The following is a 22345-nucleotide window of genomic DNA, read 5'->3' as shown; positions in this document are numbered from 1 at the left end:
GTTCATCCGGAATTCTCCAACCATCATCTCTAACAACTAATCCCATCGGGTCACCTCTTCTCATTCTCACGTGACCCATTCCCTAATATCTATTCAATGAGAAAGCTACTATTTATTCCTTTCGGGATAGGCTCTTAGAAAAATTGTACAAAGACCTCCAATTTCAAAAAATGAATTCTAAAGAAGAATTATTAGTGATGTTCGAAAGAATATGGAAAGAAAAATGGAGCGATTCGATAGTCATTGTGAAACAAGAATATACACAAGACAACTATAAAGAGATGGGAAAGAAATTTATTGTTGATTATTATGACCATTACAAACCATTTAACCATCTCAAAACACTTGGCTTAGAGACAGAAGATAGACTCGCTCTTGCTGACGGAAATCAGTATCATATTCGAATTGATCGTTTAGCATGTGACAAAGAAGGAAATTATTACGTTTGTGATTACAAAACAAACAACAAACTCAAAGTGCAAGGAGAGTTAGATGAAGACAGACAACTTGCAATGTATTCGCTTTGGGTCAAGAAAAATTTCAAAGATTGCAAAAATGTCAAGCTTGTTTGGTACTTTCTTGCTTTTGACAAAGAGCTTGTTTCTGAAAGAAGCGATGAACAGCTTACAAAGCTAAAGAAAGAAACAGAAGAACTCATCAAAGAAATAGAAACATGCATCACCTTTCCAACAGAAGTCAGCTCTTTGTGTGATTGGTGCAAATATAAATCAATATGTCCTGCATGGAAACATGAACTTGCTTTGGAAGAAAAGACACCAGAAGAATTCAAAGAAGATGATGGAGTTCAGCTTGTTGATGAATTAACAGAACTTGAAAAGCAGCAGGAAGAAGCAGAAGGAAAGATTGAAGAAATTAAGAAGAAGCTCATTCAATTTGCGCAGCAGACTGGCGTGAATGTTGTCTGGGGAACTGATAAGAAAGCTTCTGTTAAACCCTATGATAAAATTGAATATCCAAAAACAGAAGAGTTTGTTGCATTATTGAAAGAGAAAGGAGTTTATGATGACCTTGTTTCCTTGAATTATTCTAAGTTGCAATCAAAGGTCTTAAAAAGACAGATAGATATTGACATTTTAGAGCATATCAAGACAGAACAAGGATGGATGGTTCGATTGAGTAAGAGGTAAAATGATGATTACAGAAAGAACTTGTGGCTTATGTGGAAGAGAGAAAGAACTCTTTAGTTTAGGCGAAAAGAATTTATGTATGAGTTGCTGTGCTAAAGTCGATGAAAGACAGCAAAAAACTTCCATAAAAGAGAAGAAAGTAATGGATGGAGTAGTCATAGCTGACTTTTCAACAGAGGATGACGCAGGAAGCTTAAAAATTAGAAATAAAAAAGATTTTCGTGGATTTTACGAGGATTTAAAGGAGGCGGTAAGTATCAATGGAGGAGAACACCACAATATTTTAATATATTGCCCAGAATTTTTTAAGTTACTCTGTAACATATTAATTGACGATAATTCGGACTGGAATACTAAAATCCTCATAAATTGTGCTCTTGCTTATTTTGTGTTGCCTGAAGATGTAATTCCCGAGCACAAGTATGGAGCTGAAGGTTATATAGATGATCTTTTTTTATGCAGTTATGTCTTAAAAGAGATAAAAGATAATATAGATGAAGGATTAATAACAAAAAATTGGGAAGGTAATGAAGACATAGTGGAGCTGATTGATGATATTTATTCCAAGAGTAAAATTCTGATTAGCGAGCATTATCTTAAAATTTTACGATTGGTTGGATTGAGGAAGTATAGTTCACTTGATTTAGATGAGAGGCAATCAGATTATCCAAGGAGAATTGCTCGTCTGGCTGATGAAAAAAGAGAACTATTAGGTTTACTCTCTTTCTTAGTATCTAAAATATATGGACAACCCAGATTAAGGCAAGCAGAGCAGCTGAAACAATTTATAGAACAACATGAGGATTATGGAGAGATTCAAAGAATAATATCCATAGCGAAGGGGGAGAGAGGATTCAACAAAATAAAACAACCGGAAAAAAGTTTTGAAGATCGTATTAGGGAGAATAAAGTTAGGGGTTTATTAAAAGATAAAACATGTCATTGAAAAAATTAGACCTTAAGCATTCTTATGATTCTGATGAAGATGATATACTTAATCAGTTCTATATCCCTGTCCTATCAGAATCAATAAGATATGATCGAATCGCAGGTTATTTCTCATCAACATCTCTTGCTCTTGCAGCTAGCGGAATAGCAAAGTTTGTATGGAACAAAGGGAAAATGAGACTAATTATAAATGTAGGTGTATCTAAGAGTGATTACGAAGCAATAGATAAAGGACTCTCAGATTCGGGAAAAGTAATAAGTGAGATAATCATCAAGGATTTAGATACTTTTGAAAATGAGTTAGTAAAAAATCATGTTAAGGTGTTTTCATGGATGATTGCTCACGAAATGATTGAGATAAAAGTAGCAATAATTGAAAAGGAGACTACAAATAAAGGGATATTTCATCAAAAGACGGGTGTTTTCTACGACTCCGAAGGGAATTTTGTTTCATTTAGTGGTTCTGATAATGAATCCGCTAATGGTTGGGTATTCAACATAGAAGAATTTAAGGTATTCCGTAGTTGGAAGGAATCGGAATTACCATATTTGAATTCCGACATCAAGAGATTTGAAAAATTCTGGAAAAATGAAGGTGTACGGACAAAAGTCATAGATATACCCTCTGCAGTAAGAGAGAAATTCATTTCTCTCTGCCCAGAAACAGAAGACTCGCTTAAAGAGGCATTTAAAGAAATCTCTCGAAAGAGACTCAGCTTTAAGAAAAAAAGAGAGTTAAGAGATTACCAAAAAGATGCTATTTATGGATGGAGAAATAATAGTTATATAGGTCTTCTCGAAATGGCAACCGGTACAGGAAAAACATTTACTGCGATTGCAGGAATTAAAGAAATATATGAAAGGGAAAGGAAATTGATAACTATAATTGTCGTACCATATCAACATTTGGCGACACAATGGATAGAAGAGATGTCATCATCAGGTTTTGAAAGTGACCCTGCATTTGGATCCTCTGCCATTTGGAAGAAGAAGATAAAAGATAAGATTTTAGATATAGAGATGGGTCACATAAACAAATTGATAATAGTTACCACATATGACACTTTCTCATCAGAAAAATTCATAAAAATTATGCAAGAATCTGACATCCCAATACTGATAGTGTGTGATGAAGCTCATGTTGCAGGATCAACAAGAAGGTCTAAAGGGTTATTAGATAAGTATAGGTATAGGCTTGCTCTTACTGCTACTCCAAGAAGATGGTTAGATGACGAAGGTACAGAAGTTATTTACTCTTATTTTAATAAGACTGTTTTCGAGTTTCCATTGAAAAATGCTATTGGTCGCTTTCTTACTCCTTATAACTATTTTCCCCACTTAGTAAATCTAAAAGAAGAAGAGCTGAGGGAGTATAGGCATATAGGACAAAGAATCGCAATTCTTTTAGGGAAAAAGAACCAGAAAAGTAAAGAAACTCTCGAATTGCTACTAATAAAGAGAGCAAAAATTGTAACCAATGCAATAGAAAAGATTGATATGTTGGTAATGATTCTAGAATCCATAGAGAAAATTGAAAGCTGCCTAATCTTCTGCTCGGAAAAACAAATAAAGGAAGTAAAAGATTTGTTGATGTCTAAAGGAATAAGGTTTCACCAATTCACAAACAGAGAGAAGTTGAAGGAGAGGAAATCTATTAAGGAAAATTTTGAGAAAGGTCTATATGATGTACTTGTAGCAATAAGGTGCTTGGATGAAGGGGTAGATATTCCATCAATTAAGACTGCAATAATCCTAGCAAGCTCATCCAACCCAAAAGAGTACATACAACGCAGGGGGCGTGTATTGAGAAAATTTCCTGGTAAGACAAAGGCAATTATCCATGACTTTATTGTTGTACCTGATATTGATGAAAATGCTAATTGTGAATATTATGAGGTTGAAAAGAAGATTTTAGCGAAAGAATTAAAAAGATATGAGGAATTCGCAGATGCATCACTCAATCCTCTGCAATCAATAAGGATAATTAACAAGATTAGGGTCAGATACAACCTCTAAGAGACTATGCATGGTAACAAAAAAACAAGAAATTAATAAGTTGATTATTGATAAAATAAGTCAATCTAATAGTAATCAATCTGTAAAAGACTTTTTAATATCCATACTAAACTTTGAAAGGGAATTTTTCAATGAAGAAATGGAACGGTATTATTCTTCTCAATACATCAAATACTTAGAGAAACATTCCAAAGGAATCAGAGGAGAAGATAAATGAGAATATACTCACTAGAAATAGAAAACTTCAGGCAATATAGAAATAAACAAGAGATTAAATTTTCTACAGACCCCCATAAAAATTTTACTATATTTGAAGGAGCGAATGGAACTGGTAAGTCAAACCTCCTGCGGTCAGTGATGTGGTGCTTATATGGAAAGGAAGATGATGTATTGAGCAATTATGACGAAGAAAATAAAGTAGGAATTGTGAACGAGCAACTTCTAAGAGAATTAGCACCAGGAGAAAGGACAGTTGTAAGAGTGAGAATAAATATGGGAAATGAGAATCCAGAATATATTATAGAACGGACTTCAACTTATAGAAAAAGGGACAATGGTTTCTTGGAGAAAATAGATGAGAAATTTGTAATTATGGAAGCAACTGAACAAGGGTTCAAACCTGCAATAAATCCTACAACGAGAGTAAAAGCAATATTACCTAATGAAATCAAAGGGTATTTCTTCTTCGATGGAGAAAAGCTTGATGAGTTTTTCAAACCAGGTAGAGGAACAAAAGTGAAAAAAGCAGTTTTTGATGTGTCTCAGATAGAATTACTACAACGTACAATAAAGCATCTAGAATCTGTAAATTACAAGCTGGTCAAAGGTCAAGAAAATCTAAGCCCAAAAATTAAATCACTTCAAGAAGATTTAGAGAGTGCTGAAGATAGGTTAAGAGAGCTTCAAACTGATGAAGACGACTATGGGAAAAGGATTCTTGAAGCAAATGAAGATATAGAGAAGATAAATAAGTTCTTGTCAAGTTATTCAGATGTCAATGTAAAAGAGTTGCAGAGCAGGAGAGATGAATTAGACCAGGATATCAAGAGTCTGTCCGAGGAGATGAAAGTATGCCTTGATGAGAAGAATGAACTTATGCTTGAGCATGGTTCAACTATTCTTATACATGGTGCAGTTTGCGAATTAATGAAACAGATTGATGAATTAGAAGAGAAGAATGTAATCCCTCCTAATATCGATCCTTCATTTGTAAGAAAGCTAATTTCTGAACAAGAATGTCTCTGTGGTAGAGAGATTAAGAGAGGTACCAATGAATTTGAACTCCTGAATAAGATTGCACAGCATGAGGAATATGGAGAATATTCCAAACTTTTGATGGAAGGAAGGTCTGAGCTTAGATTCGGGATAGATGGCTTGAGTTCATTTGAGGGGAAATTAAGAAAATTAAGTGAAAGACTCATTTTGCTTGAAAAACGAAAGCACGAAGCTTTGAAAAGGATATCTGAAATAAGTATTGCACTTAAGGACATAGACCTGGAGTCAATTAGCAGCAAAGAAAGCCAAAGAGAGAGTCTAATGAAAGCTTTGCAGTCAGAAAATGGAAGTCTTGCGGTTTGTAAAAACAATATTTCTGATCTTAATACACAGATAAAAGAATGGACTAAGGATCTTGGAGCATTGTTAGGTAAAGAGAGTGAAAATAAGGATTTGCTTGACAAGGTTAATATTCTAAATGGCTCCATAACTTTACTCAAGGAGATATTGGAAGATATGATTGAAGATGTAAGGATGACCATACAAAAAAAGACGCAAGATTACTTCTTGAGCCTTATATGGAAGAAGGAGACATATAAAGAAGTTAAAATAGACGAAAATTATAATGTTTCTGTTTTAAATAGATTTGGAAAAGATTCTTTGGATACACTATCAGCAGGTGAGAGACAGGTTCTTGCACTTTCATTCATGGCAGCATTAAATGAAGTGTCAGGATTTGATGCCCCCGTTATAATTGATACCCCTTTAGGAAGGATTTCTGGAGAACCAAAAGACAATATCGCAGAGTGTCTACCTAATTATTTAAAAAATACACAGGTCACACTTCTTGTAACCGATCAAGAATACACTCACTCAGTAAAAAGCAAAATTAGTAAGAGAATAGGAAAAGAATTCAAATTGCTTTATAATGATGCTTCTTGCGAAACTAAGGTGACTATATGACTGAATTAAATTATGGAAGAAATTTCAATTTAGATAAAGAGAATCAAGATGATTATAAGAAGATTCAAAAGACTGATTTTTTTAAAGGGAAGGATTTGAAAGACATCTTCATATTTTCTATGGCTTTGGGATTTAAATATGGAATGCGACAAAAAGTTCCTAAGAAATATCCTCTAATCAATGCTTCAGTTTCTAGGAAAGAAACATGGCTGATAGCTTCTATAGCAGTTAAAGAAGAAGGAGTGAAAATTTTAAAAGATACTGCAAAAATGCGGAATATCGCAGAAGAATTTGCGCATGCTGGATTCCAAATTCTCAAAAAAAGATTTCTTGAACAAGCTGAGGAGAACCCTGTAAAAAGAATAGAGAAAGAATTGCTTGATTTAGTAAAATAGATTATTTCTTCTTTGTAAGTTGTACTATGTGGTTGCAAATGAACAATGCGGCGGCTATTCTCAAAGGGATAGAATTTTTTGGAGGATTTCCTTTGTCAAAATGGATTATACTCTTCTTACCTTTTTTATTAAGAATTTTTGCCACCCCATATCTCTGTATAGGGAAAAACTTTTCCACTATTTCACTTGCCTCTTGTAAACTTCCAACAGGAGTAAGTAGACCATTGTCTTTTTCCATCATGCAGTGCTGTCTTTGGAATTCTTTTGTAGGGGGAATCTTAGTTTTAAATTTTTTTTCTACAAAAGATATAAATCTATGAATTCTGTCTTTCTCCTTAAAATTTTCTAACAATGATATAATCGATTCTCTTTTCGGAAAGCATACTTTCATAGAGTCTTTTCCTGTTGCATGATGGATGCTTGCTTTCCACTTAAAACTTTTTGATCCTGTTCTTGGAAAATTATTATCAAGCTCTACTCTGAATCCACAAGTTTTTAGATTAGGAACAATTTCTGCAAAATTTGCCAGAGGATGCTTGTTGATAATTCTAATAGGGGGTGGTGGAGTTTCTCTAAGATTGAGAAAAAGACCTCTCTTATCACTTACTGTGGGTGGTACGATTCTTCTTCTTTTTCTTTCTGCTTTTAATATGGCTTCTGCAAAGGCAAAGGCAAGCTTAGGACAGACAGCATTTCCAACTAACCTATATTTATCCGCTTGGTTATTACCTTGAAAAAGATAAGTTATAGGGAATGACATAATCGAAGCAATCTCCCTTATGGTAGGAATACGATAGACATTTGGTTTACCATTAGAAAAAATCATAGCTTCTCTTGTCATGTTGGATTTTGTAGCCATAATGGTTCTACTGGGAGCATTTTCGTCTTCAGGAAATGACATTCTTCCATAGTACCTAGCTTGTTGTTTCTTTAATCTAGCTTGTCTCCACCCAGCTTCAGGCATCGTGGTATCATATCTATGATCAGTTAGTTCTTCATCTGGAATATTTATGTTATAAATCGGATCCGTTATGATGCTGCCGTTTGGGCGCAAAGAGTTAAGGATTAATCCGAGAATCATCCAATCTTTTTCTTCAGGAGTCTTCTTTTCTGGAACCACAAAATCACCACAGATGAATCTCTCTCTCTTTTGTGGTACGCCAAAATGTACAGAATTATATATCCCTCTAGCAGAGGTATCAATTTCTAGTGCAATGTCTATCTCTTTTTTTTTAATCCCTAACTTCCGTAACTTTTTTTCATCCAACTCTAAATCTTTGAAAGTGTAATATTTTTTTAGAAAACTTCTTGAATTAGGAACATTCTCCATAATCCAATATTTCAACCTAGAATTTATCTTATGTTTTTTTATAGCAATGATCTGAAAATACTTTTCAATCAATTTTATTCCAATGGACTTATCCGCTTTTCCTGCTCTATTGGAAGAAGAAAAAGAAACACAAGGAGGCGACCCAATAATAACATCTACATCTTCTACTATTTCATTAACTCTTTCGGGAGGGATAAGAAGTATATCCCCCTTAGTTTCATAATAGCAGTCAAGACCAGGATGTTTTGATTCAGGATGATTAAGTTTATGTGTCTGCCTAGCAATCTCCCAATTGTCTAAAGCAAATATCACTTTGAAGCCAGCATGTCTGAACCCCTCAGAAAATCCTCCTGCGCCACAAAAAAAGTCTGCAACTGTATACATCTCTTTCATCAATGCACCCTTTAGCAGATCGTGCAGATATAAACGATCCGTATACAAACAGGGGGAAATAATTTATAAAGGTTCCGTTTTATTAGGATGTTGTGATTAATATATTCCCTAAGAAAATGAGAAGCAAAATAATTTCAAAGATAAGAGGCAACGATACCAACCAGTGGATTAAACTAAAAATATATTTAAGTAGACTATTTTTTGTCCTCTTTAACCTTATTAGTTTTCTTTGCTACCACCCTGTAACCTTACCTGCATCCTTAATAAACAACAAATTTCCGACAATAAACATTATTCTGCATCCTTAAAATGTGTTCCGATAGTTGTATTCTGTTTACCGCTGAACTGTAAGGATGCAAACTCTTTGATTTGTAAGCGAAATAATAAAAGCATCTTGTGTCGAGCATAGCTATTTCTATACTTCATTGCAGTCAAGAAGATGTAACATCTGTCTCCATATTCCTGTACTCTTTTTGCAAATTTGTCATTGAAATAGTCTTTATGGCTCTCATATTTCGCTTTAACACCCGTTTCAACTTCAATAGCAATTTCTTCACCAGCAGCATTAACAAAAACAATATCTGGTCGCTCTGTTCTGTACTTTGAAACATTCTCAGTGTATTTCTTAAGCTCCTGATAAATGAGATCAACGTAAAACGTGTGCTGTGCTCCTTCAGGTGCTCTCTTTTTAACAAAATATTCTCTATGTTTTCCTTTAGTTAAATTATGAAAACTTCCAGCTATATACCCATTATTATTCAAAAAGTTTTTTTCTTCAAGAGTTTTATTCAAAGCAACATGCACATCCTGCTCAACGTCCAAACCAATATCAACCTTCTCTTTCTCCACAACAACACCTTCCTTCTTCTCTGTTTTCTTTCGCATCTCATCTGGATTTGTAGTGACTAAATTATGTTCTTCTTCTGAAGCAATGACGTGAAGCTCCTGATGTTCATTTTCTAAAATCAATATTCCATTTCCTTTCTCAGCGCACATGAGATACTCTCGCTCAGCAGCAGAAAGATTAAACGTTCTTTTCACATTATCTATAACTGCCGGTTTCTGACGTAATAAGAACGTATAAGAGGTATTAGCCAAAACAGCATGCCCTGCACGACTACCAACTAAATCAGCGACATCTTGCGTAATCATCAATAAACCAAGATTATACTTTCGGCATGTTTTGACAATCTCAAAAATATACGATGATTCCTCAGCAGTCTGCAACATTGCCCATGCTTCATCAATCACAAGCATCTTTCGCTTCAATGACTGTTTCATACGCATATACACAAAATCCAAAACTAAATACATGACAACTGGCTTTACTTGTTTGGGCATATTGCCAATATTAAAGCAGACAAAATTATTGGAAAAATTAATGTTTGTTTCTTTATTCAAAAAACTGAACACGCCGCCTTCTGTGTACATGCGCAATCTATTGAGCAATGCCCGATACGTCACTCGTTCCTGAGACGCGCATTTTCGCTCCAGATTTTTCATTTCCTGATACAAATCCTGCATTTTTGGAGGAGCGGAGTTTGGTTTTATCTTCTTCCCATTAATGCCTTTGCGACCATAGGTAAGATCAATCGCTTTGTCCAAAATGGATTTCTGTACTTCTGTCAAATCACCAAACATGATCTGAAAAATATCCATTAAAGACAAGCGTTTCTCCAAATACTCATGCCCCATTAAGTCGAGTGGATTAATCATAGTGTTGCTGTCCTTAGAAATTGTAATGGTTTCTCCTTTGTAATGCTCGGTAATCCCAAGATATTCTCCTTGTGGATCAATAATAATGACATCGCAGTCATTCATGAACATCCGAGACATCAGCAATTTTGTAAAATAGCTCTTTCCAGCGCCAGAGGTCGCTAAGACAATCCCATTTGCGTTTGTCAATCCAAAGAGATTTTTGATGTACGGAATTTTATTTTTATTCAAACCCAAGAGGATTCCGTCATGTTCAATGTCAAGGAAAGGAGAAGAAAAAGGGAAGAATGCGCTCAAGCCCTGTGTATGGATATTTTGTTTAATAGAAAGAGGATTCTTTGCTAAGGGAAGCATCGAAGCATACGCGTCCATCATCTGGAATGTTGGCTGACTGTTTTGTATCATGAGTCCATCTAAATCAGCTTTCACCTTCTTCGCGAGGACATCAACGTCCTCTTTATTGCTTCCTTTGCACATAATATACAATGACACATGAAACAGCTTTTGCTTTCCTTTCTGCAAATCCTCCAAAACTTTGCGAGTGGATGCAAATTTAATATCCAATGATGGATTCAGAATACCTTTTTTTGAATCGCTATACAGATCAGCCTGCTGTTTCTGTAACTCTCTGTTCAATTGAATCATCGTATCATTGATAGGAAACGGTTCAATGTGAATACTGACGTCATAATTCTCTCCTGAAGAAATAATTTTGTCCAAAAAGCCAATCTCAACAGTATGCGGATACCCTGTCACTGTAATAACCTTGCAGTATTTTTTGTCAATCTCAAAATAATCAGGATAAAATACGACTTTTTGCGGAGACAACAGAAAGTGCATGTACTCTTCTATTTCTTGATCGTCTTGCAGCTTCTTTTGCTGGTTATCCGCAATGTACTCATAAAACATTTTAAGTAAATTATCTCCTGCAAGCGTGCGAACTTTTAACCCAAGACTTTCCAGTTTTTCTTTGCAAACCTGTGTTTGAATAGCAAGATCATATTTCTCATGAATAATGACATAGAAGCGCCTGTTTTTGATATTGTTATGTTCTATTGTCCCTTTGAGAAATGCACAATAAGAAGCAAACAATTCTTTCTTGTCCTTCATTTTGTTTTCTAAGTCCTTGAGGTGCATACGAACACTAATCGGATGGCTGCTGACATGAAACTGGATAGGAAAATCCAAACTGTTCAAAAATTTCTGAAAGCCAGCAATAATGCTCTCTTTTTCCTCATCAGGACGAATCATAAGGTTCATCGGAATAACTTCAAGAATGCTCAGCTTTCCTTTTTTTGTCGCAACAATGCTGTTTTCTACTTTTTCTATGTTGATAATGTCTTTGAGTTTATCGCTGTTGACCTGCACTTCTTTATTTCGCAAAAACGTCATCAAATGAAGCAATCGCTCTTTTCCATCAAAGAACATAAAGAACACCGCAACTAATGAAATCAAAACACCAATAGTGCCTGAAACATAGATGCTCATCTTTATTTTGAGAATAATAATGACAAGCAAAAGAAAAGCAGGAGCAGCATAGCCCAACTGCTGAAATGTCAAACCAAACAGAATCTTTTCTTTATGCTGCAATGGAGGAGGAATGTCATACGCCATCAAACCACCGCTGCGATGTATTTGACCGCCTGCTGAACATCATCCTTTAGTCCATCCATACTGCTCTTTGTCATCGCAAATTTGATTGCCCAAAATAAGGAGTAATTTATCAGAGAGAAGCACGCAATCATGACGACAATCGTAATGTTTTCAAATATCGCGTTTTCAACGATTAATGAACAGACCAAGATAAGTAGAAGATCAATAATGGAGATAAAGATGAATATTGCCAAGACATTAAGGATAAATCGCCCATAACTGCGTAATGGAGGAATAAAGTAGCAAAAGATGCCAATAGGAAACAAAATAACCCCAAAACTGACGACAATATAACGCAAAACAAGAAAGAGTAATGCGAACAATAGGGCAAACAAGTAAAACGTGACAAAAATGCCTTCTAACGCGATATTGACAAAATTGTCAAACGTCAAAAGAAAGAACTCTTCATCAATCATGTCCAAAATACCATTGCTGATGGAGCTGTTGACAGTAAGAAGAAGATCATACAGATAATACGATGCTGCAATCAGAATAATCATTAAAACTGTGTTTTGCAACGATTCTTTTGCGTGCGCTCTCCTGATAGGATTACCCCCTGATGTAAGAAATGTAAAACCTGCATACAAAAACAAAAAGACATAGAAAAAGCTCAAGACATACGTTACTGCAAGCCATGGCTCATAAAAAATGTCTGTCTCAACATCTGCGGTGAGTAAACTTTTGATAGAAAGAAGTAATGGTTGTAATGGAGCATTGATTATTTCAAGGAAATAGTCATACATTGCCTCTGGCAAACAGCTGGAAAGATTTGTTATTCCACATTCTTCTTCCTCAGCAGCAACGAAAGGGATTATAATGACAAGAACAAGAAAGAAAATGAACAATCGCTTCTTAATTTCTTTCATAAGAACATAGAAAACAATCAGCAAGAGTATGATTTGAACAAGCAGGATGAGGTTACTGTTTCTTTCTATTATCTCAAATTCAGGCACTATTTCTTGTTGCACCGTAAGGTCACAAAGAGAGCTATAATTGTAAAAATAATTGGAAGCAAAAAGTGTGCAGTTATTGGGATTCTGAACAAAAAATGTATTATTATCTCTGTTTATGTTAAATGATTTTCTATCTGTTATGTTCTCTGACTTCAGTGTTATGAAATAATAAGGCTTCTTCTCAAAAACAACAGAATACATTTTGTTTTGCTCAGTAAAATAGGCGTTTTCAAAAGAAAGATTCAGAAACGTATAATTTACTGCTGTAAGATTGCCTTTTGTGGTGTTATAATATTGATTCACTATGAGAAGGTCAGCGAAAGGAATATCATCGTAGTAAGCAACTTCTTTGCTTTCGCTGATTGTCAAAGAATCTTGTTTCTTTTCAGTTGAATCATATTGGCAGGAAGTGCACCATGTTTTGCATTTTCCTTTTTTGTAAGAGCAGCAATATTTTTTCTGCTTCCAATGCTCAACTCCCAAAGAAAAAAGAATGTCAAGCTGCGTGGTAATTATACTATCTTCTGTGATAGAGACATTTGCATCTGTTCCTTCTGCTTGTTTTTTGCCATTGACAAGAATAGAAACAGTGCTCTGATTTTGAAGAACACTATATTTTGTCTGACAATCTACCACAGCAGTTGTTTTTGGAATCTCAAGATCATAATGATATGCACTCAATGTATTTGTTTGCGAAGGAACATAAAGAACATCTTCCTCATAGATAGCAGGAAAAAGAGTAAGAAAACTCATCCACGCATTTTTGAAGGACGTGGATGAGTAAATGGTTGTATTCTCAGGAGGAGTGGTGACTTGTATTGCTCGATTATAGTCAGCAATAAAGTCATAATTTGGATAATTATAAGGGTATACAAGATCAGCAAGCAAATATTCCTCTTGTGTTTCATTTAATTCTAAAGAGAGAATTTCTTCACACGCTGCTGGATTGCTCACACTACTGCAATCAAACGCAGCAACAGTTGGCAATAAAGCCAAAAAAAGAAAAAAATAAAGTATTTTCATGTGAAGATGTACTCCACAATCAGCGGCGCAACCCAGATCAAGATCAAGCCCACAACTACACCTGCTGCTGTATTCTTTGCCCGTTCTTTTTGCGCATTGTCTCCGCCTGATGTCGCAAAGCTAATCCCTGCAAACACGAGCATCAAAACGCCAATAACTGTTGCAGTGTATTTGATGAAGCGGTACACTTTCATCACTGGCTCAAGAATTTCGTCAATGGTCGCTTCTTCATCAGAGCTTAGTTCTGTGTCAAAGTCTAACTCTGCATACGCTGCCTGCACAAAGACAATGCTCACTAAGAGAGCTATAAAAAAAAGTTTATTCCACATAGTCCTCACCTCCAAATATTTTTCTAAATGCTGAAAATCCATTTTGTTGTTCTTGCTTTTTCTCCTGCTTCTGTTTTCTGAGAATCCGTTGGATTTCTTTCATTGCTTGTAGTTCTTTGATTTCAACAGCAACAATTTCTCCAAACAGATAGAAAACAAGGAGAATCATTCCCACAACAGAAACATACAAAACAAGAACTGAATCTCTGGCAAACACAAAAAGAATGCCATAAATGACAGCAAGTTTCACAAGAAAAATGCTGAATACAGTTAACATTCTATCAAGTCGTTTCATGGTGTGCACCTCAGTGATTCTGCTATTTTTTTCGCAAGCAACGGAGGGACTGCATTCCCTATCTGCTTGACTTTGTCTATTTTTGACCCGCAAAAGAGAAAGTTGTCAGGAAAACTCTGCAATCTCGCGAGTTCTCGTGCGGTCAAAAAGCGATTATAAAATGGATGAATGTAGATTGGCTTGGTCAAAATTGTTCGAGATGGCTTATCCGCAAAAAGTCTCTGTCTTGAGGTGTTAAATTTGAGAGACATCCGCTCTCCTTGCTTGAGATTTCGTATCTTTTGAATTGTTTCTTGTGTCGGTGTAAAGAATTCATGACCGTTCAAAACATTCTCTTGGTTTGTCAAATCATCAAGCGCATCTGCAACAGTTTTCTTAGACAAGTGCTCTGAAGAAAACCACTTCATTTTTCGAGCAATAATAAACAAGCGTTTTCTATGCTGCGGAACTCCATAATTTGCAGCGTCCAATATTTTATAGGTCACAGAATAGTCATTTTCAATGAACCTTTCCACAATTTTGTGAATAATTTTTTCGCCATCTGTATCTCGCATGGTCAAGAGACCATGCACATTTTCTAAAACAACATAGATTGGTTCTATCACTTCTACAAATCGCAGAAAATGTTTGTAGAGTTGATTGCGCTTATCTTTTGGGTCACGGTTTCCACATAAACTGAATCCTTGACATGGTGGTCCTCCTATGATAATGTCAATTTTCTTGTAGTATTTCAAGAGATCATCATTTTTTATTTTTGTAATGTCAGTGCCAATCAGTTGTGCAGAAGGATGGTTCTGCTGAAAGGTGGCAACTGCTGGCTGCCACTGCTCGACAAAGGCAATTACTTCGCAGCCTGCTTGCATAAAGCCCTGACTGAAACCACCACAGCCAGCAAATAAATCGAGAATTCTTGGTTTCATTTTCGTTGCCACCTCTTTTTTGAGCTTATATCATATACTCTCAAACAGATTTCACAGAAAACAATTTCATCTTTGAGAAGCTTTATGCCACATTTTTGACAGCGATCTTTTCCTGCATTCTTTGTATACTTCCATTTTCTCTCCATTCCGAAACACCTCAGAGATAATGGAGTAGTAGGCGTTCTATCCTTTTATACGAAGTTGACAAAGTGAATGTGAAAGATATATACCTGATATATATGAGAAAAGAACTAGATCATTTTTCCTTCTTCATATTCTGCATGCTCAACAAATTTTGGATCAAGAGTATTCCATCCTTTTCGCTTGAATCGTATGGCAACTAATGGAATCGCGTTGTGTTTTGTCGCAGTCTCAACAAGTCTTTGTAATTGAATTCTTACAGAGTCTCGAAGATAAAAACGTTTGTCGACTGTTGCTTTTACTTCAACCATATACACATTGCTATGCGCAAAGAGAACGCAATCGCAAACAGATGCTTCTCCTTTTCCACTTCCTGCAACGTGCTCACAATGATACCCTTTCTTTAGCATGAGCTGAACAAATTTTCTTTCATACTCTTTATTCCAAAGAGGATTCATGAGTGCACCTCAACAACCTGCTGTAACTGCGCAAGTTGCAGCTTTTTCTCTAATATCTCTTTCTGAAGTCGCAGTGTTTCTTTGTCTAAGGCAATTTCGATCGGTTGAATAAGCGCTTGCGGAGAGCCTATGCGAGATTTTGGATACGCATACGCGAGATGACTTACTTCTCGAAGATCATCTTTTGCGAGCTGAAGGTACAATTTTGTTGATTCAATATCTTCATGTCCTAAAAAGTCTTGAACATAGTCAATTCCCAAACCAGCACGACGAAGATTTGTACCACAGACATGACGCAATGTATGAAGGTGATATTTATATCGCGGTTCTCCATTTTCCTGATAATAGTCTATTTCCAAAAGTCTTGCTTCTTCCAGATATTCTGTAAATCTTCGTTGGAAAGGTCGTGAGAGAGAACGTATTTCTCCAGGACTTTCTCTCTTGTTCGCAGTTTTGACAGGAATGACAAAGGTTTCATCTTCGTTCATTGCTCTCCATTGTTTCCAGACATGAAGAAACATATCATTAATAGGAACAATTCGATCTTTTCCATAATTACTTTTATACCGTTTGGTGTTCTTTCCATCTATAACTTTGAGTTCTCCATGTTCCAAATCCACATCTGCCCATTTTAAACGAAGCATCTCCCCAATGCGCAGTCCCTGAAAACATCCCATAAACACAAGCATAGCATAACGCTTATCTTTGATAACGAGCAGTAGTTGTAGGAGCTGTTGTTTTGAAAGGACATACGGCAGTTTTTTCTTATTGCACGTTCCCTCTCGTTCTGTTTGTTGTCTTGGTTTCATCGTATCAAATACCTCCTTGTAGAATCGAGAATCATGTTGAGAAAGGTATCATCTGTCGTTGATTTCATAAGATAGTGTTCACGTTTCTGAGCAAAAGCGTTTCTTTGACTCACTCGTTTTGTTTCAAGCAGCTTTTGAACATCCTGCGGCGCCTGTATGAGAAGCAGCCATTTATACGCTGTATTTGGGTTAATGCTGTTTGTCATAAGAAGCTCATATATTGCTGCTTCTTGTTGAGTGAGCGAATTCTGTTTTTTGTAATGCCATTCATTGCCTAATTTTCTCATCACTGCAAACAACTCATCATCTGTATAGCGAAAGCCATGTTGTTGAAGAAGTTGTCTCGTATTGCTTATTTTTTCAAAGACATTCATTGTATGCACCTATACGCATTCCGCATTAAAATACCAAGTTGCTACAGTGCATAGTACCGATATATACCTGACATATATCTCACAAAGAAAGAATGTTTTTCTGACGCATTTATTCGTATTAGCAGGTATTGCGGAGGACTGATGAAACCTCTAGGTAACTAAAGGTTTCAGAGATCCTCTTTAGTTCTGCCAAGGACTATTGTGGGTTCAAATCCCACTCTCGGCGTTATTATCTCAAACAAGAATATAAACTTTTTCCCAGAATTTCCCCAAACTATATATACATCGACACATCAAAAACTCTTCATGAGCAAAGCGAATGGTAGAGTTTTTTCAAAAGCACAATTTTCTTTAGAATACATGTTCGTCATCGCATTCGCAATGACCGCTGTGCTCATCACTGTCTACGTCTTTTTTATCCAATCACAAGAAACCAGCGAAGAACAACAACTTGCGACTGTTGATATTATCGCACGAGATCTTCTTTCGAATGCGAAAAATGTGTATTACTCGGGAGACCTTTCCAAAAAAACACTGCGATACACCATGCCCGCGATCGTCAACAACATTATTGTTTATGAAGAGGAGGATTCACTCGTCTTCAATGTGACCTCTCAAGGAGCAACGTATGATTTGACTTATTATTCTGATGTCCCTATTGAAGGATACCTTCCTGAATCAAAACAATATACAGAACAGATCGCGCATTTTATTGTCTATAACAGAGATGATTATGTTTTGATTTGCACAGAAGAGTTTGGCTGTGAATAATAACAGAGTAGCCGAAGAATAAGAAGCTTTTATCCGCACAAACAATATCGTTCTTCACATTGATTTGCTTCATCTTCTCCTAGCTCAGTATCACACGTTCCTTGTTCATCATACCAATAGCAACTATCGAAACTCGGAACACAATCTGGGCAGGAACTCATCGTGACTGTGTTTGTGCCTTTTCGCACATCAAATGTTCGTGTTGATTCATTCAACGCAGCAAGACAAAGAGATCCATTAATTCTATGTGAAAATCCACGCACATAATCTTTTCCTTGATAACTTATCGCGATTGTTCCATCAGTGAGATTTAAAGAATAATTTTCTCCATCCACTGTAGTTGGAAGCGTGAATTGTCTGCTGTACCCTATCAACGCTCCTTTCGCAAACGTCACTTCTTCATCGATGATGTCCAGAATTGCATTCACCTGTTGCTCTTTACTATCTTGAATCACCTCATTCATCTTGTTTGCAAACAGGACGATAAGACCTAGAACGACCAGCATTCCTATCGCAATGGAGACCATGAATTCGAATGAGACTTGCGCTTTGCGATTTTTCATTATAATGCACTTGTCTTGTTTCTATTTAATGTTTCTGCTTTTTTATTTTATCTCTAAATCATTTTCTTTGCATCTTTAAAGAGTGAATTATAAAATAATGAGACGCTCGACTAACGCTCGCGTCCTAGCACACAGACCCTCACAGGAACGTTCGAGTCTGTGTGCTTTTTCAAGCACAAAAAATAACAACATGGCCAGACGGAGCGAACGAGGTTCACTTACAAGGTGAGTGGTTCTCGTTCGCGAAGTAGGGCATGCGAACAGAGTGAGCATGACCGTCTGTGCCAGTGTTGTTGTTATTTTTTGCGAATAAAAGATTTGAAAGAGTTAATGGACTACTTATTCGAATATATTCGAATTATATTAGCAACAACTCTTAATAGAAATTTCTCCTTAAGAGATATTAAGGGGTCAAGATCGATACGGTCAAAAGAACGACTCAAAAAGAGGGGAAACTATGCCAAAACAAATAGCACAACAAAAGGAAAAAGAATTGTTAATTACATTACGACAAAATAGCCGATTAAGCTTGACGGAAATCAGCAAGAAAACGCAGATTCCTGTCACCACTATCTACGACAAGCTGAAAGAAGCGTGTGATGACATTATTACGCGCTACACTGTTTTGCTCGATTTTGCAAAATTGGGCTACAACGTTCGCGTTCAGTTTTTCATCAAAGCGCACAAGAACAAACGAGAAGACCTTTTTCAATATCTTTTGAACCATCCAAACATCAACAGCGCGTACATTATCAACAACGGCTATGATTTTGCCTGCGAAGCGCTTTTCCGCGACATCGCGCACGCGGAACTTTTTGCACGAGAACTTGAAGAAAAGCACCGTGTGCCAAAAGTTGATAGCTTTTATGTTTTACAGGATTTCAAGCGGGAGGGCTTCCTTTTAGACGCTGTTGCTTGTTAATATTTTTATTTTTTATTTTATTTTTTTATCTTCCTGCTAGTCTGTAGAAAACTATATATAGCTGCATTCTCAGAGATGAGCTATGAATACTCGAGATTTTTTGTTTCTTGTTCTTTCTTTTCCAGTTCTTACTCTTTTGCTTCTCTTTACTATTCAATCATCTTCTGCCGCGATCTATGGCATTACCATAGGAGACACGAACTTTACCTGCGGCGCAAGTGATGATATATGCCCTTCTGATTATGTTGCTTGCGAAGCTTGCACTGTTGACACCACTGGAGACACTAGCGCTATTGCTGATGATCCAGATTGCTGTGTCGCGAATTCCTGCGGTTGGGGATGCACAGATTCCGGCGAAGTGTGCGGCGATTCTACTTATGAATACACCAAAGATGAAACAGACAGCGAAGGAGATTCTGTCGACAGTGGCGGAGAAGAAGATTGCTCTGGAAGCAGTTGTACGACAGAAGAAGTTATTGATGACGATAATAACCCTGCATGCGTTGATAGTTATGAAGATGGAACCGCTCTTGGTATTGATTATTTGGATAATTGCGCAGATGATGGCACGCTTTACCGACCATATACATACACTTCTGATCTTTGCTCGAGCGATGTGAGCTGTCATGACACCGATGATACTGGCGATGAAGAAATTTGCGATGAAGGGAACTGGCATGACGCTGATGAAAGTGAAACATATTGCGACGCCGCACAAGGAACATGGACAACAGGAACTTCTACTTCAGATACATTCAACGATGATTACGATGGTGATTTGACCAACGGCTATTGCGACGGTGACGACGGCTATTTTGTTACAGGAGCAATTGTCGCTGAGACGTATAGAGGAAGTACTTCTTGCGAAGCACTTGAAGGAGTGACCGTGAGCATCAAAGACATGAGTGATACTTCGATCGTGTATGATACTGACACCACTGAATCGGCAACATGGAGCACGATTATTTCTGATTGTGATAATGCTGACAATACTGTTGGAGAATATGTCGTGACTCTTGAACCTGACACCTATTACCTTGTCGCGGAAAAAGATGGATACAATACAGTCACAAAAACGATTGACCTCAGTTCTATGACTGGCGATGAAACCCTTGATTATTTCGAAATGTATTTGAGCGCAGAATGTCAATCGGATTGCACGATGAACGATCGAACGTGTTACGCGTCCTGCGATGGCGTTAATGGTTGTAGCTATTCCTCTTATGAAGAGGAAAGCATCGCGAATTATTGCGATGGACGCCGCGAAGGGTATCGTTATGTTTTAAGTGAAGAAACGGATTCCGCGAGTAACAGTGTTTATGGCTATGAAGTGTATTGTTGCAGCGAAGAACCGCAATCGTATACTCGAGAATATTTCAGCGCAGAAGATGTGGAAACAAATTGTGTTGAAAACATTATCGCGCGAGAAAAGACTGTGTTACTGAATGGAGAATGGGTGGATCTTCATTTTGTGATTTTTAGTGATCCACAACCTGAAAAAGAAGATTGCTCGGAGTATGAAGACTTTCGATGTGACGTATATGGTGAGGCATTTTGTTAAATAACAAAGGAGCGCAAACAATTACCCTTGATCTCATTATTGGGATCACTATCTTTTTGAGCACGATTGTCTTGTTCTATTATCTATTTAGTGTTGATGTAACGAAGACAGAAGAAGAAGACGCAGCGAACGCGCTTGTTGAAGGATTGAGTGGAAATACATACTTTAGAGATGGAGAATTGGATAGCGATGAAGTCGAAGCGCTTGCCGCGATGAATTGTACTGCGATGAAGGAATTCTTTAACACTAATAAGAATATTTGTATTTATGCCACTGACAAAAATGGGAATTTAGTGGAGCTGGATGACATGGTTGCTTCTGGTTGTCCAGGCATTGAAATTAATGACGTGATTTGCGGGAGCGGTAGTTAGGAGAATAGTTTTATATATTCTTAGAGCACAGCTTTATTTATGGTTATTGCTGTAAATAGAATTGCCCAAGACATCCTTAAAATAAAAGAGCTCTGTCAAAAAATTCTTGAAAAGATTGATGCTGGGCAATTTGAAGGAGGTAAGAAAGAACTTGAACAACTTCTCGCGTTTGATGTTGATGAAGTACGTCGGCTTCAAGAAGATGTTGAAGATGAAGAATTACTTGTCCATGCACGCTCAGTTCTTCAAGCTGCACGGGAAGCAATACAGAGCATTGAAGGTCACAAACAAAGTAGTACAGCACGAGAACTTATAAAAAAGATACTTCTTTTAGAGAACTATGATCTGACCAAACTTATTAATTTTGAAAAATTTGGAGATGAAGCAGAAAGGCAACTTTTGGTGCTGCTCGAAAAACCTGTGCTCTCTGAAGAAGAGAAAACTGCGTTTCTTGTGAAGGTAAAAGGAAGAGTGAGTCCCAAATTATACAAGAAAATTGAGAAAAAGCTTCAGGAAAGAGTACAAAAACGAGGTCCTTCATATTCCCCTGGACCCACATACAAAGATAAAGATCTTGTTTATCTCCGTCAAAAAATCAAAGAATTTCTTCAATCACCGTACTCCAATGCGATTCCACATAAAGAAAAAATAAAAATTTATATCTTTGGGAGTCTTGTGAATGGTTATTGCAATAACCCACGAAAATCCACGTTTGGCCTTCCTTCTGATATGGGTAGACTCAGTGATGTTGATATTTTACTGGTCGTAAGTCCCACTCTTTGGAAGACGGTCACTCAAGGCATGGACAGACGACAGATAGTAACCCTTCATAATACACAACGAACAAACCCTGTTGGTTTGGACACGAACCCTGGCCCTGCATCAACTGGTCCTTTTGAAAAAATTTTTTCTTTTTTAGGAGACATTAATTTTGCGGGAAAACCAAAGCGACCAGTCCATATTGTTTTTATTATGGACAAATGGTTCCTTTCTCTTAATTTACGGGATGAACCCCACATCCCTGTCATGAGCATAGTTACTTAAAGGTAGTAAATAAAGTAACATTTATAAATGCTCT

Annotated in this window: 21 protein-coding genes; 11 read left to right on the top strand and 10 right to left on the bottom strand. The window is 36.7% G+C overall.

Features of this window, described 5'->3' with window-relative positions:
- Positions 1-143: 143 nt before the first annotated feature.
- From HZC31_01830 to HZC31_01805, 6 genes are read left to right on the top strand one after another with little or no spacing between them, the layout of a single operon-like run.
- Positions 144-1148, top strand: a complete 1005-nt coding sequence (locus HZC31_01830) for a PD-(D/E)XK nuclease family protein (GenBank protein MBI5002100.1) — start codon at positions 144-146, stop codon at positions 1146-1148.
- 1 nt (position 1149) lies between these two features.
- Positions 1150-2094 carry a DUF1232 domain-containing protein gene (locus HZC31_01825; GenBank protein MBI5002099.1) on the top strand — a complete coding sequence of 315 codons (945 nt, stop codon included), beginning with the start codon at positions 1150-1152 and terminating at the stop codon, positions 2092-2094.
- On the top strand, positions 2085-4112 hold the full coding sequence (locus HZC31_01820; GenBank protein ID MBI5002098.1) for a DEAD/DEAH box helicase family protein: 2028 nt from the start codon (positions 2085-2087) through the stop codon (positions 4110-4112). Before HZC31_01825 ends, HZC31_01820 begins: the two co-directional genes overlap by 10 nt.
- A gap of 10 nt (positions 4113-4122) precedes the next feature.
- Positions 4123-4329 carry a hypothetical protein gene (locus tag HZC31_01815; GenBank protein ID MBI5002097.1) on the top strand — a complete coding sequence of 69 codons (207 nt, stop codon included), beginning with the start codon at positions 4123-4125 and terminating at the stop codon, positions 4327-4329.
- Positions 4326-6290: an AAA family ATPase gene (locus HZC31_01810; GenBank protein ID MBI5002096.1), complete on the top strand. Its 1965-nt coding sequence runs from the start codon at positions 4326-4328 to the stop codon at positions 6288-6290. The genes HZC31_01815 and HZC31_01810 overlap by 4 nt, the downstream gene beginning before the upstream one ends.
- Positions 6287-6685, top strand: coding sequence for a hypothetical protein (locus HZC31_01805; GenBank protein MBI5002095.1), 399 nt, complete (start codon positions 6287-6289; stop codon positions 6683-6685). Before HZC31_01810 ends, HZC31_01805 begins: the two co-directional genes overlap by 4 nt.
- Position 6686: 1 nt before the next feature.
- On the opposite strand, the gene HZC31_01800 is transcribed toward HZC31_01805, so the two are convergent.
- The 9 genes from HZC31_01800 to HZC31_01760 form a co-directional block, all read right to left on the bottom strand.
- Positions 6687-8408: a DNA cytosine methyltransferase gene (locus HZC31_01800; protein ID MBI5002094.1), complete on the bottom strand. Its 1722-nt coding sequence runs from the start codon at positions 8406-8408 to the stop codon at positions 6687-6689.
- A 291-nt stretch (positions 8409-8699) separates the two neighbouring features.
- Entirely contained in the window at positions 8700-11738 is a 3039-nt protein-coding gene (locus HZC31_01795; GenBank protein ID MBI5002093.1) for a DUF87 domain-containing protein, read from the bottom strand.
- Positions 11738-13753, bottom strand: coding sequence for a hypothetical protein (locus HZC31_01790; protein ID MBI5002092.1), 2016 nt, complete (start codon positions 13751-13753; stop codon positions 11738-11740). Before HZC31_01790 ends, HZC31_01795 begins: the two co-directional genes overlap by 1 nt.
- The gene (locus tag HZC31_01785) at positions 13750-14082 is read right to left on the bottom strand and encodes a TrbC/VirB2 family protein (protein ID MBI5002091.1); all 333 of its coding nucleotides are present in this window, start codon (positions 14080-14082) and stop codon (positions 13750-13752) included. The genes HZC31_01790 and HZC31_01785 overlap by 4 nt, the downstream gene beginning before the upstream one ends.
- Positions 14072-14377 (bottom strand): hypothetical protein, encoded by a 306-nt coding sequence (locus HZC31_01780; protein MBI5002090.1) that lies wholly within the window; start codon positions 14375-14377, stop codon positions 14072-14074. Before HZC31_01780 ends, HZC31_01785 begins: the two co-directional genes overlap by 11 nt.
- The gene (locus HZC31_01775; GenBank protein MBI5002089.1) at positions 14374-15297 is read right to left on the bottom strand and encodes a DNA cytosine methyltransferase; all 924 of its coding nucleotides are present in this window, start codon (positions 15295-15297) and stop codon (positions 14374-14376) included. Before HZC31_01775 ends, HZC31_01780 begins: the two co-directional genes overlap by 4 nt.
- 251 nt (positions 15298-15548) lie before the next feature.
- Positions 15549-15896: a hypothetical protein gene (locus HZC31_01770; GenBank protein ID MBI5002088.1), complete on the bottom strand. Its 348-nt coding sequence runs from the start codon at positions 15894-15896 to the stop codon at positions 15549-15551.
- Positions 15893-16705, bottom strand: a complete 813-nt coding sequence (locus tag HZC31_01765) for a site-specific integrase (GenBank protein MBI5002087.1) — start codon at positions 16703-16705, stop codon at positions 15893-15895. Before HZC31_01765 ends, HZC31_01770 begins: the two co-directional genes overlap by 4 nt.
- Positions 16702-17079, bottom strand: a complete 378-nt coding sequence (locus HZC31_01760) for a hypothetical protein (GenBank protein MBI5002086.1) — start codon at positions 17077-17079, stop codon at positions 16702-16704. The genes HZC31_01765 and HZC31_01760 overlap by 4 nt, the downstream gene beginning before the upstream one ends.
- 306 nt (positions 17080-17385) lie before the next feature.
- Here HZC31_01760 and HZC31_01755 point away from each other — a divergent pair, with 306 nt between their 5' ends.
- Entirely contained in the window at positions 17386-17850 is a 465-nt protein-coding gene (locus tag HZC31_01755) for a hypothetical protein (protein MBI5002085.1), read from the top strand.
- Positions 17851-17879: 29 nt separating this feature from the next.
- Here HZC31_01755 and HZC31_01750 read toward each other — a convergent pair whose 3' ends face one another.
- Positions 17880-18413 carry a hypothetical protein gene (locus HZC31_01750; protein ID MBI5002084.1) on the bottom strand — a complete coding sequence of 178 codons (534 nt, stop codon included), beginning with the start codon at positions 18411-18413 and terminating at the stop codon, positions 17880-17882.
- Positions 18414-18870: 457 nt separating this feature from the next.
- Between HZC31_01750 and HZC31_01745 the strand changes: the two genes are divergently transcribed.
- From HZC31_01745 to HZC31_01730, 4 genes are all read left to right on the top strand, one after another.
- Positions 18871-19335 (top strand): Lrp/AsnC family transcriptional regulator, encoded by a 465-nt coding sequence (locus HZC31_01745; GenBank protein ID MBI5002083.1) that lies wholly within the window; start codon positions 18871-18873, stop codon positions 19333-19335.
- Positions 19336-19417: 82 nt separating this feature from the next.
- Positions 19418-20896 carry a carboxypeptidase regulatory-like domain-containing protein gene (locus HZC31_01740; protein ID MBI5002082.1) on the top strand — a complete coding sequence of 493 codons (1479 nt, stop codon included), beginning with the start codon at positions 19418-19420 and terminating at the stop codon, positions 20894-20896.
- Positions 20890-21267 (top strand): hypothetical protein, encoded by a 378-nt coding sequence (locus HZC31_01735; protein MBI5002081.1) that lies wholly within the window; start codon positions 20890-20892, stop codon positions 21265-21267. The genes HZC31_01740 and HZC31_01735 overlap by 7 nt, the downstream gene beginning before the upstream one ends.
- A 39-nt stretch (positions 21268-21306) precedes the next feature.
- Complete coding sequence (locus HZC31_01730; protein ID MBI5002080.1) at positions 21307-22311, top strand: hypothetical protein; 1005 nt, start codon at positions 21307-21309, stop codon at positions 22309-22311.
- Positions 22312-22345 lie beyond the last annotated feature (34 nt).

The sequence above is a fragment of the Candidatus Woesearchaeota archaeon genome, assembly GCA_016214075.1.
GTDB lineage: Archaea > Nanobdellota > Nanobdellia > Woesearchaeales > DSVV01 > JACRPI01.
This window is presented reverse-complemented; position numbering and strand designations above follow the sequence as displayed.

Coding starts and splice junctions, on each gene's coding strand:
- HZC31_01825 (MBI5002099.1), top strand. CDS start 1,150: ATGATGATTACAGAAAGAACTTGTGGCTTATGTGGAAGAGAGAAAGAA.
- HZC31_01820 (MBI5002098.1), top strand. CDS start 2,085: ATGTCATTGAAAAAATTAGACCTTAAGCATTCTTATGATTCTGATGAA.
- HZC31_01815 (MBI5002097.1), top strand. CDS start 4,123: ATGGTAACAAAAAAACAAGAAATTAATAAGTTGATTATTGATAAAATA.
- HZC31_01810 (MBI5002096.1), top strand. CDS start 4,326: ATGAGAATATACTCACTAGAAATAGAAAACTTCAGGCAATATAGAAAT.
- HZC31_01805 (MBI5002095.1), top strand. CDS start 6,287: ATGACTGAATTAAATTATGGAAGAAATTTCAATTTAGATAAAGAGAAT.
- HZC31_01800 (MBI5002094.1), bottom strand. CDS start 8,408: ATGAAAGAGATGTATACAGTTGCAGACTTTTTTTGTGGCGCAGGAGGA.
- HZC31_01795 (MBI5002093.1), bottom strand. CDS start 11,738: ATGGCGTATGACATTCCTCCTCCATTGCAGCATAAAGAAAAGATTCTG.
- HZC31_01790 (MBI5002092.1), bottom strand. CDS start 13,753: ATGAAAATACTTTATTTTTTTCTTTTTTTGGCTTTATTGCCAACTGTT.
- HZC31_01785 (MBI5002091.1), bottom strand. CDS start 14,082: ATGTGGAATAAACTTTTTTTTATAGCTCTCTTAGTGAGCATTGTCTTT.
- HZC31_01780 (MBI5002090.1), bottom strand. CDS start 14,377: ATGAAACGACTTGATAGAATGTTAACTGTATTCAGCATTTTTCTTGTG.
- HZC31_01775 (MBI5002089.1), bottom strand. CDS start 15,297: ATGAAACCAAGAATTCTCGATTTATTTGCTGGCTGTGGTGGTTTCAGT.
- HZC31_01770 (MBI5002088.1), bottom strand. CDS start 15,896: ATGAATCCTCTTTGGAATAAAGAGTATGAAAGAAAATTTGTTCAGCTC.
- HZC31_01765 (MBI5002087.1), bottom strand. CDS start 16,705: ATGAAACCAAGACAACAAACAGAACGAGAGGGAACGTGCAATAAGAAA.
- HZC31_01760 (MBI5002086.1), bottom strand. CDS start 17,079: ATGAATGTCTTTGAAAAAATAAGCAATACGAGACAACTTCTTCAACAA.
- HZC31_01755 (MBI5002085.1), top strand. CDS start 17,386: ATGAGCAAAGCGAATGGTAGAGTTTTTTCAAAAGCACAATTTTCTTTA.
- HZC31_01750 (MBI5002084.1), bottom strand. CDS start 18,413: ATGAAAAATCGCAAAGCGCAAGTCTCATTCGAATTCATGGTCTCCATT.
- HZC31_01745 (MBI5002083.1), top strand. CDS start 18,871: ATGCCAAAACAAATAGCACAACAAAAGGAAAAAGAATTGTTAATTACA.
- HZC31_01740 (MBI5002082.1), top strand. CDS start 19,418: ATGAATACTCGAGATTTTTTGTTTCTTGTTCTTTCTTTTCCAGTTCTT.
- HZC31_01730 (MBI5002080.1), top strand. CDS start 21,307: ATGGTTATTGCTGTAAATAGAATTGCCCAAGACATCCTTAAAATAAAA.